Origin of the sequence: Citrobacter amalonaticus Y19, from assembly GCF_000981805.1 — a bacterium.
In the GTDB taxonomy this organism is placed as follows: domain Bacteria; phylum Pseudomonadota; class Gammaproteobacteria; order Enterobacterales; family Enterobacteriaceae; genus Citrobacter_A; species Citrobacter_A amalonaticus_C.
This window is the reverse complement of record NZ_CP011132.1, coordinates 2,022,388-2,035,615: the sequence shown is the minus strand read 5'-3', so window position 1 is coordinate 2,035,615 and position 13,228 is coordinate 2,022,388. Positions and strand designations below refer to the sequence as shown.

The following is a 13,228-nucleotide window of genomic DNA, read 5'->3' as shown; positions in this document are numbered from 1 at the left end:
TCGGGCTGAATTTAACCATTTTTATCAGCGACACATATGTTTTATGTATTTAACGACGCTGAATCATTACCTGGTTAACCTGGCGTAATTCACCGGGGGTTACAACTATTTTTTAATATTTACTCATTTTGTTATGTTCTAATCAGGGCGATTTTGTGAACTGGATCGCATAAGAAGGAATATATCCTCTCAAATAGCGAGGAAAACAGAATGCAAATAATGTTAATGAATTGATATGTAAGCGCTTTATCCGTCAATCACCCGTTCGTAGGATGAAACCTGACGGCAGTGGTTGTTTTCTCATCCGTAAACTAAATTTCTGATTATCAGTTTGTTTTACCGGTCTGCGTGACCTTTCTCGCCATGCGAGTCGTGACTTTCGTTAAACGTGGCGATTTTTCGGAGGTGTTTGATGAACAGATTATCCCGGTTCCTGGGTATGGCTGGCATTTTCCTTCTGCCACTGCCTTCGGCAATAGCGGTGACCAGCAGCGGGACGGTCGGGGCGACGTTGACCTTAACCAACGGTTGCCTGATCAATGGTTCTCCCAGCCAGAACGGCATTAACTTTGGTACGCTGGATTTCGGCACCCATCCTGCCACGTTTTCGGAACTCACCACACAGTTGACGGGGGCCGCGGGCGGAAACAGTTTCGGTATTCAGTGCACCACCACGGACTACACCGTGCAAATCACCGGTAATACCAACTCGTCAGCGCCCGGCACGGTTGTTGGCACGCCGGGAACGCCAGCCCGTTACCTCGTCAATGCCGCCAATACCACCCAGGGCGTGGCCTACAGCCTCTATAGCGACAGCGGCTTTAACAACGTTGTCAGCAATAACACCCCAATACCGAAAGCCTCAACGACGGCCGGGGTCGACAACTACACATTGTATGGCCGGATCCAGGGCGGCGGAAATAGCGTCACCGTGGTGCCGGGTACCTACACCGATACGATTAACGTCAGCGTCATCTACTGATCCGTCCCATGTAATGAGGATCCTCACAGTGAGCTTCCCGTGCGGAGGCGGGGGACGGCTACGCCTTTTTCTGGCGATGTTCGGTCTGGCTGCGGTGCCGGTCATGGCCGTCACTACGCAGTCCTTTCAACTGAACGCCACCATCACGCCGGGCTGCTCGGTGACCACCGGCAGCGGCGCGGCGCTGGGAACCCTGAACTTCGGCACCTATAGCGGCGTAGAAAACCGACAGGTGAGCGCGCAATTTGTCCCCAATGCCGCTCTGGCGCTGGCCTGCACGCCGGGCGTGGCGCTGAGCATGACGATTGACAGCGGGCGCAACTATACCTCGGTGCGCAATATGCAACGCTCAGGGGGAACGGAGCGGGTGGCCTATCGACTCTACAGTTCGTCATCGCTGGCGGCGAACAGTGAAATTGGCGTGAATCAGCCGGTCTCCGTCGTCTACACCGACAGCAATAATATCGCGTTACCGCTGTTTGGTGCGGCAACGCTGACGGGGTTTAGCCCCGCAGGTAACTATTCAGATCAGCTTACGGTGACTCTGTCATGGTAGCGAAGGGAGAAGTGATATGCACATGCGAGCGTCTTTGGGACTGCTGTTTGGCCTCACGGCAGCGCTGGTTTCAGCCGGAGCAAACAGTGCCGCAACTATCCTGCTGTGGCCGATCGATCCCTGGCTGGCAGCGGATACCAACGCCACCGAATTGTGGATCCAGAATCAGGGCGATGCCCCAACGACGATGCAGGTGCGAATTGTTCGCTGGCGGCAGGATGAGGGTTTTGAACGCTACCAGCCACAGCAGGATGTGGTCGCCAGCCCGCCGATTGTCCGTATCGAAAAGGGCAGTAAACAGCTGATTCGACTGATTAAACAGTCAGCCGTTCCCACCGGCGTTGAGCAGGCTTACCGTATTATCGTTGATGAGATCCCGCAACCCGACAGCGGCGATAAACCACAAATGGGGCTGAAGGTGCAAATGCGCTATTCGCTGCCGCTGTTTGTCTACGGCCAGGGAATTCAGACCTGGGCGCAGGGGGAACACCATGCACGGGTAGATACCGCGAAATTGCGCTGGCGGGTGGTGCGCGCCGACGGACAGCCGCAACTGGAAGTGCGTAATGACAACAATGTGCACGTCCGGTTAAGCAAAGTGATGTTGCGTCAGGGCGGCGCGCAGCACACGATGGCACAAGGCCTACTGGGCTATGTCCTGCCAGGCAGCACGCGCCGCTGGCCGCTTCCCGCCGGGGCCAGCCATCCGGACAACGTAAGTGCTGCAATCAACGCACAGGGTGGCAAATGGTTGTCTGGTCCCGCCCACTAAGCGGCTTACTGATGACGACCTTTCTTATCACCAGCGGGATCTGTCGCGCGGAGTCGGGGGATGATGCGCTCCCGCCGCCACCCGATGCCCGCGCCATCGATCAACAAGCGGTTTTTCATCTGGCGCTGATCGTAAACCATTACGACACGCAGCGCGTGGTGCCGGTGATACAGCGGGCGGGGGAGTTCTACGTCAGCCGCGATGATCTCCAGCAGGCCGGGCTTCCTGGCGAAAACCTTCCGCAGGGCGAGGTGAATGTCTCGCGCTTACCACAGGTCACCACGCAGTATGACAGCAGCGGGCAGCGCCTGCTGCTGAGCGTACCGCAGGACTGGCTACCCGAACGCGCCACGTCATTTGGCGGCGAAGCCACAGTAAACGAGGCGCGCAACGGCCGCGGGGCGCTGCTCAATTACGACTTCTACAGCAGTCACTCGCAAAACGGCGACAGCCAGGCCTCCATCTGGCACGAGTTGCGCGTTTTTAACGATGTGGGGTCGCTCTCATCAACGGGCTACGTGCGGCAAAATCTCACCGGGGATGACAATCAGCAGGACGGATACGTGCGCTACGATACCGTGTTCACCGCAACCCATGAGGCAGATGCCACGCAATGGCGGGTGGGCGATGTGATAAGCGACGCCCTGAGCTGGAGTAACAGCGTGCGGGTAGGCGGCGTGTCGTGGGGGCGCGACTTCTCGTTGCGCCCGGATCTGGTGACCTGGCCTTTGCCGGAATTCTCCGGTGAAGCGGCGGTGCCCACGGCGGTGGATCTGTTCATCAACGGTTACCGGGCCGGTTCAACAGAGCTTCAGCCGGGGCCGTTTACCCTCACCAATCTGCCCTACATTAATGGTGCCGGTGATGCGGTGCTGGTGACCCGCGACGCCCTGGGCCGTCAGGTGAGCACGACGTTACCGTTTTATGTCGCCAGTAATCTGCTCAAAACAGGCGTCAGCGACGGCGCGGTTACCCTGGGCAGCCTGCGCCGCAATTACGGCGTCGACAATTTTGACTACGGTCCGACGGTCGGTAGCGCAAGCTACCGTTACGGGGTGAACGATTATCTGACGCTTGAAAGCCACGACGAGGGAGCGGAAGAACTGGCGCTGGGCGGCGTGGGATCGCTGGTCAAGCTGGGGCGACTTGGCGTGGTCAATGGTGCCTGGACGGAAAGCCGGATGCGCGGTAAAAGCGGCAATCAGATTAACTGGGGTTATCAGTACAGTACCGCCGAATTTAGCGTGGCCACCCAGCACTCCCGCCGTGAGCGCGGTTTTGGCAATCTGGCGCTGTACGATCAGTCCCCGCTGGTGGATAACGACAATCAGCCGCTGGCCTCGCTAAGCCAGCGCAGCGATCAGTACTCGCTGACGTTCAACATGGGGGCGTTTGGCAATATAGGCGCGGCGTGGATTGGGATCCGCAGTTTTGACTCGCAAAAAACAGAACTGCTGAATCTCTCCTGGAGCCGGAATCTGTGGGGAAGCAGCAGTCTTTATCTGTCTGCCAGTCGCGACAATCAACAGGGCGACTGGACGCTGGCGATGTCGGTGCAGATCCCGCTGGGCGAGCGGGACAGCGCGGCGGTGTCGATGGAGAAAACGCCGGATGCCGGTCAGACCCAGCGTATCAATTACAATCACTCAATGCCGACTGACGGCGGGTTTAGCTGGAATCTGGCATGGGCGCGCCAGTCTCAGGCGCGGGATTATCAGCAGGCGACGCTGGGCTGGCGTAATCGAAATATCGAATTACAGGGCGGAGCCTACGGCGAAAGCGACGCCATGACCTGGTGGGGCGAGGCGATGGGATCGCTGGTCCTCATGGAAAACCAACTGTTTGCCGCTAATAAAATCAACGATGCCTTTGTGCTGGTCAGCACCGACGGGCATCCTGATGTCCCGGTCAACTACGAAAATCAGCCGGTTGGTCACACCAACGATCGGGGCTATTTACTGATAAGCGGCGTCTCCGCCTACTACCCGGCGAGTTACAGCATTAACACGCTCAATCTGCCTGCCGATACCCGCCTGAAGGAGACCGAACGTAAAGTGGCGCTGCGTCGTCAGAGTGGATTCCTGGTCGATTTCCCGATGGAGCAGGAGCGGGTAGCAAGCGTCATTTTGCATGATGAAAACGGACATGCGCTGCCGGTGGCAAGCCAGGTCATGCGCGATCATAAATCACCTGCCGTGGTTGGCTACGATGGGATCGTCTGGCTGGAGAATCTCGACGAGGTGAATCCACTGCGGGTTGTCACGCCAGAGGGAAAGCGCTGCGAAACCCACTTTACGCTGACGGCCAATCCTGAACATAAGCTCCAGACCTACGGGCCGCTGGTCTGCCGTCAGAGGGCCGGATGATCGTGCGCGCGCTGTTGTTGTTACTGCTGATGGCAGCGCCAGGAGCGTGGGCGGCCTGTACCGTAAACACCACGACGGGGGCATTTGGCAGCGTCTCTTCGTTTACCGTCAACAGTACGGAACAGGCGACCAGCGCCAATCTGCTGGTGCAATGCGACGTGGTGCTGGGGCTACTGAATAACGATACGGTGACGCTGACCTATACCGGGGCGACGGTGTCAACAGGCACTCGAGCCAGTCTCAAGCGCACGGATAATTTGACAGTGACGGACGCGGTGCCGGTGCGACTGTGCGGTCAGTCTGGCTGCGCCAGCAACAGCGAAATCGCCATCGGCGGCAGCTACACCTGGAGTGGCAGTACGCTGTTAGCGCTGTTAGGTTCCACGCGCTTTACGTTACCGCTTTTCTTTCGCACCAGCACCGGACAGAACGTCAGTGCCGGGCCGTATCAGGTGACGCTCAATTTCAACGTTTATTACAACATCTGTCAGGTGGGCGCGCTGGGGCTGTGCGTCACCACGCAAACTAATACGGTCGCGACCACCATGCAGCTTAACCTGACGGTGACTAATGACTGCATCACCATCAACGCGCCGAACGTCAATTTCGGCAGTGCGCCGCTGGTTAAAAACTTTCCCGCCATTTCGCAGGCGGTTTCTATTACCTGCACCAAGGGCAGCACCTACACGGTAGGGATTAATAACGGCAGTTACGCCAACGGCAATGTGCGCAATATGGCGAGCGGCAACAATCGCCTGAGCTACGAAATTTACAAAGCGAGTACCACCAACCGCTGGGGGAGCGTCGGCACGGAGCGCTGGGCCAGCAGCGCCTCATCCTCCACCAGTAGCGATGGTCTGCTACGAACCTACAACTACACCGCCAGCGTGTTGCCCAACCAGTCCACACCTCCCGCCGGGACGTACACCGACACGGTGGTGGTGGATATCGCCTTCTGAGCTGGATTTCCCTTTCGCAAACGTAAAGTTCTTATCAAGGGTGCCGATAACGTTGATAACTCGTTTTCAGGAAGGTGCCTTATGTTTAACCGTATCCGCGTTGTCACAATGCTGATGATGGTGCTGGGGGTTTTCGCACTGCTACAGCTTGTATCTGGTGGTTTGCTGTTTTCGTCTTTACAGCAGAATCAAAAAAGTTTTGTTATTTCCAACGATCTACGCCAACAGCAAAGTGAACTGACCTCGACATGGGATCTGATGCTGCAAACACGTATCAACCTCAGCCGTTCCTCTGCGCGCATGATGATGGACGCGAACAACCAGCAGAGCAGCGCAAAAACTGACTTGCTGAAGGGCGCGAAAGCGTCGCTTGCCCAGGCGGCAGAACATTACGCCAGGTTTAAATCTATCGATCCTCTGCCGGAGATGGCGGAGGTCAGCAGTAATGTGGACGAAAAATACCAGAAATATTTTGCTGGCTTAACCGAACTGGTGCAGTTCCTGGAAAACGGCAACATGGATGCCTTTTTCGCACAGCCCACGCAGGGGATGCAAAACGGCCTTGGCGACGCGAAGAGCAAGTACGCCAGCGTCAGCGAAAAACTCTATCGCCAGGCGTTTGATGAAAGCGCACGCGATTACCAGTTTGCGCAGTGGCAACTCGCCATCCTGGCGGTGGTGCTGGTGCTGATCCTGGTGGTGGTGTGGTACGGCATTCGTCATACCCTGCTCAACCCGCTTGCCAGGGTCATCGCGCATATTCGTGAAATCGCTGGCGGCAATCTGACCAACACCCTGACCGTCGCCGGACGTAATGAGATTGGCGAACTGGCTGGCAGCGTCGATCACATGCAGCGCTCGCTGGTGGAGACGGTGACCCAGGTGCGTGAAGGATCGGATGCTATTTACTCCGGCACGACGGAAATCGCCACCGGTAACACCGATCTCTCGTCGCGAACCGAACAACAGGCGTCGGCGCTGGAAGAGACGGCAGCCAGCATGGAAGAGTTGACCGCGACGGTGAAACAGAACGCCGACAATGCCCGTCAGGCGTCGCAACTGGCGCAGAGCGCGTCGGAAACCGCGCAGCACGGCGGTAAAGTCGTGGATAACGTCGTCAAGACGATGCACGAAATCGCCGGCAGCTCGAAGAAGATTGCCGACATTATCAGCGTCATCGACGGTATTGCTTTCCAGACCAACATCCTGGCGCTGAACGCGGCGGTGGAAGCCGCGCGGGCGGGCGAGCAGGGGCGTGGCTTTGCGGTGGTAGCGGGCGAAGTCCGTAACCTGGCCAGTCGCAGTGCGCAGGCGGCAAAAGAGATCAAAGCGCTGATTGAAGATTCTGTCTCGCGCGTGGATACCGGCTCCGTACTGGTCGAGAGCGCGGGCGACACCATGAACGATATCGTCAATGCAGTGACCCGCGTGACCGACATTATGGGCGAAATTGCCTCGGCCTCTGATGAACAAAGTCGTGGCATCGATCAGGTGGCGCTGGCGGTTTCTGAAATGGACCGCGTAACGCAGCAAAACGCCTCGCTGGTGCAGGAATCTGCCGCCGCTGCCGCTGCGCTGGAAGAACAGGCCAGCCGTCTGACGATGGCGGTGTCTGCATTTCGTCTTGCCGCGCGTCCCTTTGCGGTAAAAACCAAAGAAGAACGGACTTCTGCAGACGCGTCTCGCACGGCGCAGAAGCCCTCGTTAAGCATGGAGCACGATACTAACTGGGAAACATTTTGACCGAACTTTAACACTGCGGCCGTTGCCGCCTGATGGGAGCGTTGATGTTTAATCGTATTCGAATCTCGACCACGCTGTTTTTGATTTTGATCCTCTGCGGTGTATTGCAGATTGGCAGTAATGGCTTGTCTTTCTGGGCATTTCGGGACGGTTTTCAGAGCCTGAATCAGGTCGAGCAGAGTAATCAGCAACGCGCGGCGCTGGCGCAAACGCGCGCCGTTTTATTACAGGCGAGTACCGCCCTGAACAAGGCCGGAACGTTAACGGCGCTGAGCTATCCGCCCGATGACATCAAAAGTCTGATGGTCATCGCGCGCGACAGCCTGGCGCAATCCGGCACGCTGTTTAACAGCTTCAGGGCGATAGAGGTGAATACCCCGCAGGGAAAAGCCTTGCAGGACGCAACGGAAAAAAGCTTCACCCAGTGGCACAGCGATCTGGAGCATCAGGCCACCTGGCTTGAGAACAACCAGCTGTCAGATTTTCTGACCGCGCCGGTACAGGCTTCGCAGGACGCCTTTGACGTTAATTTTAACGCCTGGCAGCAGAACATTAATCATGTGCTGGTGGTGGCGGGGCAACAGAGCAAAAACAACTATCACATGTCGGCGGCGATCTTTATCAGCATGGTGATTATTGCCGCGCTGTTAACCACCGGCGCGCTGCTCTGGTCACGCAAAATGATCGTCCAGCCGCTGGCGATTATTGGCAGTCATTTTGACAGCATTGCCGAGGGTAACCTGGCGCGTCCGATTGCGGTCTACGGGCGTAATGAGATTTCGGCAATCTTCGCCAGCCTTAAGGCGATGCAGCAGGCGCTGCGGGAAACCGTTAGCGACGTGCGTCAGGGCAGTCTGGCGATGCACACCGGGATTTCCGAAATTGCGATGGGCAATAACGATCTCTCCTCTCGCACCGAGCAGCAGGCGGCGTCGCTGGCGCAGACGGCGGCCAGCATGGAGCAGTTGACCGCTACTGTCGGTCAGAACGCCGACAACGCGCGCCAGGCTTCCGGGCTCGCAAAAAGCGCGGCTGACACCGCGAAAACCGGTGGCGATCAGGCCACGAAGGTCGCCAGTACGATGCAGGCGATTGCTGCCAGTTCGCAAAAGATTGGCGACATCATCGGGGTGATCGACGGCATTGCCTTCCAGACCAATATTCTGGCGCTGAACGCGGCGGTTGAAGCGGCGCGGGCCGGCGAACAGGGGCGTGGCTTTGCGGTGGTTGCCGGAGAAGTCCGTAACCTGGCGAGCCGCAGCGCACAGGCGGCGAAAGAGATTAAAGGATTGATTGAAGAGTCGGTGAATCGCGTCCACCAGGGATCGCAGCTCGTTAACACCGCGGCACACACCATGACGGAAATCGTGAGCTCGGTGACGCGGGTCAACGACATCATGGGCGAGATTGCCTCGGCGTCAGACGAACAGCGCAGAGGGATTGAGCAGGTGGCGCAGGCGGTCACGCAGATGGACCAGGTGACGCAACAGAACGCCGCACTGGTGGAAGAAGCCGCCGCCGCGACCGACCAACTCGCGCATCAGGCCGACACGCTGTCAGCCCGTGTGGCGGTATTCAAACTGGAAGAACACGTTGTAACACACCAAGAATCGGCACCGCCGCAGGCTGTGCCCGTTGTATCCTGAATGTGATTGAGAAGGCGCTATGACATCATCTCTGCCCAACGGGCAAACGTCATTATTGTTACAGATGACCCAGCGCCTTGCGCTGTCTGACGCGCACTTTCGTCGGATATGTCAATTAATCTACCAGCGCGCGGGGATCGTACTGGCGGACCACAAGCGGGATATGGTTTACAACCGCCTGGTTCGTCGACTGCGTACGCTGGGGCTGGAAGATTTTGGTCACTATCTCAGCGTACTGGAAGCGGATCAAAACAGCGCAGAGTGGCAGGCTTTTATCAACTCGTTGACCACCAACCTGACGGCCTTCTTCCGAGAAGGGCACCACTTTCCGGTGCTGGCGGAAAGCGCCCGTCGCCACAGCGGCGAATACCGTGTCTGGAGCGCCGCGGCATCGACCGGGGAGGAGCCATACAGTATCGCCATTACGCTGGCTGATACGCTGGGTATGGCGCCGGGGCGCTGGAAGGTGTTTGCCAGCGATATCGACACCGAAGTGCTGGAAAAGGCCCGCAGCGGAATTTATCGTCTGGACGAACTGAAGACCCTGTCGCCACAGCAACTTCAGCGCTATTTCATGCGCGGAACGGGTCCTCATGATGGGCTGGTGCGCGTGCGTCAGGAACTGGCAAGTCATGTTGAGTTTTCCGGCATTAATCTGCTCGATAAGCAGTACAACGTGCCGGGGCCATTCGACGCCATCTTTTGTCGCAATGTGATGATCTACTTCGATAAAACGACGCAGCAGGACATCCTGCGCCGTTTTGTTCCTCTTCTTAAGCCTGATGGTCTGCTGTTTGCCGGGCATTCAGAGAATTTTAGTAACCTCGTGCGCGACTTTAGCCTGCGCGGGCAAACGGTATATGCGCTGAGTAAGGGTAAAGCATGAGTAAAATCAGGGTGTTATCGGTCGATGATTCTGCATTGATGCGCCAAATCATGACTGAAATTATTAATAGCCATAGCGATATGGAGATGGTGGCAACCGCGCCCGATCCGCTCGTTGCCCGGGACTTGATCAAGAAATATAACCCTGACGTGTTGACGCTGGACGTCGAAATGCCGCGGATGGACGGCCTCGATTTTCTCGAAAAGCTGATGCGACTGCGTCCGATGCCGGTGGTGATGGTGTCGTCGCTGACGGGGAAAGGATCGGAAGTGACGCTGCGGGCGCTGGAACTGGGGGCTATTGATTTTGTCACCAAGCCGCAGTTAGGGATCCGTGAAGGGATGCTGGCCTACAGCGAGATGATTGCGGAGAAAGTGCGTACGGCGTCCCGCGCGCGTCTGACGGCCCATAAACCGCTTGAGGCACCGGTGACCTTAAAGGCGGGACCGCTGCTCAGCTCGGAAAAGCTGATTGCCATTGGTGCCTCGACGGGCGGCACCGAGGCCATTCGCCATGTGCTGCAGCCGCTGCCGCTCTCCAGTCCGGCGGTCATTATTACGCAGCATATGCCGCCAGGCTTTACCCGTTCCTTCGCTGAGCGTCTGAACAAACTATGTCAGATAGCCGTGAAAGAGGCGGAGGACGGCGAGCGCGTTCTGCCGGGCCATGCCTACATTGCGCCGGGCGACAAGCATATGGAGCTGGCGCGCAGCGGGGCAAACTATCAAATCAAAATTCATGACGGTCCGCCGGTTAACCGGCACCGGCCGTCGGTGGATGTGCTGTTTCATTCGGTCGCGATTCATGCGGGGCGCAACGCCGTTGGGGTGATCCTGACGGGGATGGGCAACGACGGCGCTGCCGGAATGTTAGCGATGCACCAGGCGGGCGCCTGGACGATTGCGCAAAATGAAGCAAGTTGTGTGGTGTTCGGCATGCCGCGCGAAGCCATCAATATGGGTGGCGTCAGCGAAGTGGTCGATCTTAGTCAGGTAAGCCAGCAGATGTTGGCGAAAATCAGTGCCGGACAGGCAATACGTATTTGAATCAGGAGTAATTTTTTATGGCGGATAAAGAGCTTAAATTTTTGGTTGTGGATGACTTTTCCACCATGCGTCGCATCGTGCGTAACCTGCTTAAGGAGCTGGGATTTAACAACGTGGAAGAGGCCGAAGATGGCGCGGATGCGTTGAATAAACTGCAGGCAGGTGGGTTTGGCTTTGTGATTTCTGACTGGAACATGCCGAACATCGACGGTCTCGAGTTACTGAAAACCATTCGCGCGGACGGCGGGATGTCTTCACTGCCGGTGCTGATGGTGACGGCAGAAGCGAAGAAAGAGAACATCATTGCCGCGGCGCAGGCCGGTGCCAGCGGCTACGTGGTGAAACCGTTCACGGCAGCGACGCTGGAAGAAAAACTTAATAAAATCTTTGAGAAACTGGGCATGTAAGGGGCTGACCATGATGCAACCATCGATTAAACCCGTAGATGAACATTCTGCCGGGGATATCATTGCCCGCATTGGTAGCCTGACCCGCATGCTGCGTGACAGCCTGCGCGAACTGGGACTGGACCAGGCCATTGCTGAAGCGGCAGAAGCCATTCCCGATGCCCGCGACCGTCTGGACTATGTGGTACAGATGACCGCGCAGGCGGCTGAACGCGCCCTGAACAGCGTTGAAGCCTCCCAGCCGCATCAGGATGAAATGGAGAAAGGGGCAAAGGCGCTGAGCAAGCGCTGGGACGAGTGGTTCGAAAACCCGATTGAGCTCTCTGACGCCCGCGAACTGGTGACGGATACGCGCAAATACCTCGGCGATGTGCCCGGACATACCAGCTTCACCAATGCGCAATTGCTCGACATCATGATGGCGCAGGATTTCCAGGATCTGACCGGTCAGGTTATCAAGCGCATGATGGATGTGATTCAGGAGATTGAACGTCAATTACTGATGGTGCTGCTGGAAAACATTCCGGAGCAGGGCGGTCGACCTAAACGTGAAAGCGACAGCCTGCTGAATGGGCCGCAGGTTGATACCAGTAAAGCCGGTGTGGTCGCCAGCCAGGACCAGGTGGACGACTTGCTGGACAGCTTAGGGTTCTAAGCATAATGGCCCGTATGGGCCATTATCTGTTCCAGGTCTCTAACGGATATTCATCTTCACAGTGACGTTGCCTTCAAACTTGCCGGGGGCGGGTTTACTGCCTGTGGTTGCTACCGGGGCGGCTGTCATTTTTATTCTGCCATCACCGTTGTCATCCAGGGTGATTGGTAATTCGGTCGTCCCATCCAGCGTCACGTTCTGATTATCTGCGTCATACATTCGAACGCCGATGTCATCCCGACCAATCATTTTGGCAATGAACCCCGTACCGGTGTCGCTGACGCCCTGATCCGAGGAGAATGACAGTCTTATTTTGTCACTGTTACTAACGGCAGGTTTATCGCAGTGGAACTGGATATCCACGTCTCTTAAGGTGTATCCGCTGGGCGGATGGCCCTGGGCGGTAAAATTCGAGCTGGCAAGGGTGCCAAACTCGACATCGATTTTTGAACCCTGATTTATGACACAACCGAGTGGGGCGCTAATGACGCCGGAGAGTGAAATATCCGAAGCAAACGCCGCTTTTTCGAAGGGGCACTCTATATTCGTGCTGGCAATGCAAACATAGGTTCTTAATATCGTTGTCAGGGGGATCACCTCTTCTCCGAGTATAGGCGAAACAATATACAAACTTGCCGCTGTTTTATTCCACTTAAACTGCCGCTGGGGCACACCTGCGACTGGGCTTTTAGCACACAGTGATTGCGTATTCTCGTCGCCGTCTACCGGCTCAGAAATGGATACGGTGGGAAATTCAGTAGGATAATTCTGTATTGAACTTTGGACATTTCCTCCAGTCATCGTGTCACTAAAATAGCTGACTTTGATACTTATTTTATCCGTCAGTTTACCGAAACCACTGGCAGCCCCTGCCGGTAACGAGGTAGCGGCATAGCTGCTAATGACCTCGTTGGTATTGGCCGACACGCCGGTACAGCTACTGCATTGTGCGACAACGGCGTCTCCGGGTAATTCGTAATTGAACTGCCCGGTGATGGTATGACCTGCGGCATTATCGCTGGGGGAAAGTTCAGCATTTATGCTCCCACTGTAATGAGTGCTTGCCGGGAAGCAACCGCTATAGATATAGCCCGCTGCGATGGCTTTGTTTTGCCAGAGTGGCTGGCAAAACAGCAGTAAGAGGACCAGAAGCGGCCAGTACTGTGAGACACTAAAAGAGGGGTGATGCGGTGAGGTTATCATTGTGTTT

General features: G+C 56.6%; 12 protein-coding genes. 11 read left to right on the top strand and 1 reads right to left on the bottom strand.

Annotated elements, in window-relative coordinates:
• The first annotated feature begins 412 nt into the window (after positions 1-412).
• The 11 genes from F384_RS09170 to cheZ all read left to right on the top strand — a co-directional run bounded on the left by F384_RS09170 (position 413) and on the right by cheZ (position 12,018).
• Positions 413-982 carry a spore coat U domain-containing protein gene (locus tag F384_RS09170; RefSeq protein WP_046481210.1) on the top strand — a complete coding sequence of 190 codons (570 nt, stop codon included), beginning with the start codon at positions 413-415 and terminating at the stop codon, positions 980-982.
• Between the two features lie 76 nt (positions 983-1,058).
• The gene (locus F384_RS09165) at positions 1,059-1,538 is read left to right on the top strand and encodes a spore coat U domain-containing protein (RefSeq protein ID WP_226991659.1); all 480 of its coding nucleotides are present in this window, start codon (positions 1,059-1,061) and stop codon (positions 1,536-1,538) included.
• A 16-nt stretch (positions 1,539-1,554) separates the two neighbouring features.
• Complete coding sequence (locus F384_RS09160) at positions 1,555-2,310, top strand: molecular chaperone (RefSeq protein WP_413541464.1); 756 nt, start codon at positions 1,555-1,557, stop codon at positions 2,308-2,310.
• Between the two features lie 11 nt (positions 2,311-2,321).
• Positions 2,322-4,676: a fimbria/pilus outer membrane usher protein gene (locus F384_RS09155; RefSeq protein WP_226991658.1), complete on the top strand. Its 2,355-nt coding sequence runs from the start codon at positions 2,322-2,324 to the stop codon at positions 4,674-4,676.
• Positions 4,673-5,635 (top strand): spore coat protein U domain-containing protein, encoded by a 963-nt coding sequence (locus F384_RS09150; RefSeq protein WP_193388315.1) that lies wholly within the window; start codon positions 4,673-4,675, stop codon positions 5,633-5,635. The genes F384_RS09155 and F384_RS09150 overlap by 4 nt, the downstream gene beginning before the upstream one ends.
• A gap of 81 nt (positions 5,636-5,716) precedes the next feature.
• Entirely contained in the window at positions 5,717-7,378 is a 1,662-nt protein-coding gene (tar, locus tag F384_RS09145; protein ID WP_046481207.1) for a methyl-accepting chemotaxis protein II, read from the top strand.
• 44 nt (positions 7,379-7,422) lie between these two features.
• Entirely contained in the window at positions 7,423-9,024 is a 1,602-nt protein-coding gene (gene tap, locus F384_RS09140; protein WP_046481206.1) for a methyl-accepting chemotaxis protein IV, read from the top strand.
• 19 nt (positions 9,025-9,043) lie between these two features.
• The gene (cheR, locus tag F384_RS09135; RefSeq protein WP_046481205.1) at positions 9,044-9,910 is read left to right on the top strand and encodes a protein-glutamate O-methyltransferase CheR; all 867 of its coding nucleotides are present in this window, start codon (positions 9,044-9,046) and stop codon (positions 9,908-9,910) included.
• Positions 9,907-10,956, top strand: a complete 1,050-nt coding sequence (cheB, locus tag F384_RS09130) for a protein-glutamate methylesterase/protein glutamine deamidase (RefSeq protein ID WP_046481204.1) — start codon at positions 9,907-9,909, stop codon at positions 10,954-10,956. Before cheR ends, cheB begins: the two co-directional genes overlap by 4 nt.
• A 17-nt stretch (positions 10,957-10,973) precedes the next feature.
• Positions 10,974-11,363, top strand: coding sequence for a chemotaxis response regulator CheY (gene cheY / locus F384_RS09125; RefSeq protein ID WP_042318379.1), 390 nt, complete (start codon positions 10,974-10,976; stop codon positions 11,361-11,363).
• A gap of 10 nt (positions 11,364-11,373) precedes the next feature.
• A complete protein-coding gene (cheZ, locus tag F384_RS09120; protein ID WP_046481203.1) occupies positions 11,374-12,018 on the top strand; it encodes a protein phosphatase CheZ in 645 nt (214 codons plus the stop codon).
• Between the two features lie 39 nt (positions 12,019-12,057).
• Here the strand turns inward: cheZ and F384_RS09115 are convergent, their stop codons facing one another.
• Positions 12,058-13,221, bottom strand: coding sequence for a fimbrial protein (locus tag F384_RS09115; protein ID WP_046481202.1), 1,164 nt, complete (start codon positions 13,219-13,221; stop codon positions 12,058-12,060).
• Between the last annotated feature and the right edge of the window lie 7 nt (positions 13,222-13,228).

Coding starts and splice junctions, on each gene's coding strand:
- F384_RS09170 (WP_046481210.1), top strand. CDS start 413: ATGAACAGATTATCCCGGTTCCTGGGTATGGCTGGCATTTTCCTTCTG.
- cheB (WP_046481204.1), top strand. CDS start 9,907: ATGAGTAAAATCAGGGTGTTATCGGTCGATGATTCTGCATTGATGCGC.
- F384_RS09115 (WP_046481202.1), bottom strand. CDS start 13,221: ATGATAACCTCACCGCATCACCCCTCTTTTAGTGTCTCACAGTACTGG.
- cheR (WP_046481205.1), top strand. CDS start 9,044: ATGACATCATCTCTGCCCAACGGGCAAACGTCATTATTGTTACAGATG.
- tap (WP_046481206.1), top strand. CDS start 7,423: ATGTTTAATCGTATTCGAATCTCGACCACGCTGTTTTTGATTTTGATC.
- F384_RS09160 (WP_413541464.1), top strand. CDS start 1,555: ATGCACATGCGAGCGTCTTTGGGACTGCTGTTTGGCCTCACGGCAGCG.
- F384_RS09155 (WP_226991658.1), top strand. CDS start 2,322: ATGACGACCTTTCTTATCACCAGCGGGATCTGTCGCGCGGAGTCGGGG.
- tar (WP_046481207.1), top strand. CDS start 5,717: ATGTTTAACCGTATCCGCGTTGTCACAATGCTGATGATGGTGCTGGGG.
- cheZ (WP_046481203.1), top strand. CDS start 11,374: ATGATGCAACCATCGATTAAACCCGTAGATGAACATTCTGCCGGGGAT.
- F384_RS09150 (WP_193388315.1), top strand. CDS start 4,673: ATGATCGTGCGCGCGCTGTTGTTGTTACTGCTGATGGCAGCGCCAGGA.
- F384_RS09165 (WP_226991659.1), top strand. CDS start 1,059: ATGTTCGGTCTGGCTGCGGTGCCGGTCATGGCCGTCACTACGCAGTCC.
- cheY (WP_042318379.1), top strand. CDS start 10,974: ATGGCGGATAAAGAGCTTAAATTTTTGGTTGTGGATGACTTTTCCACC.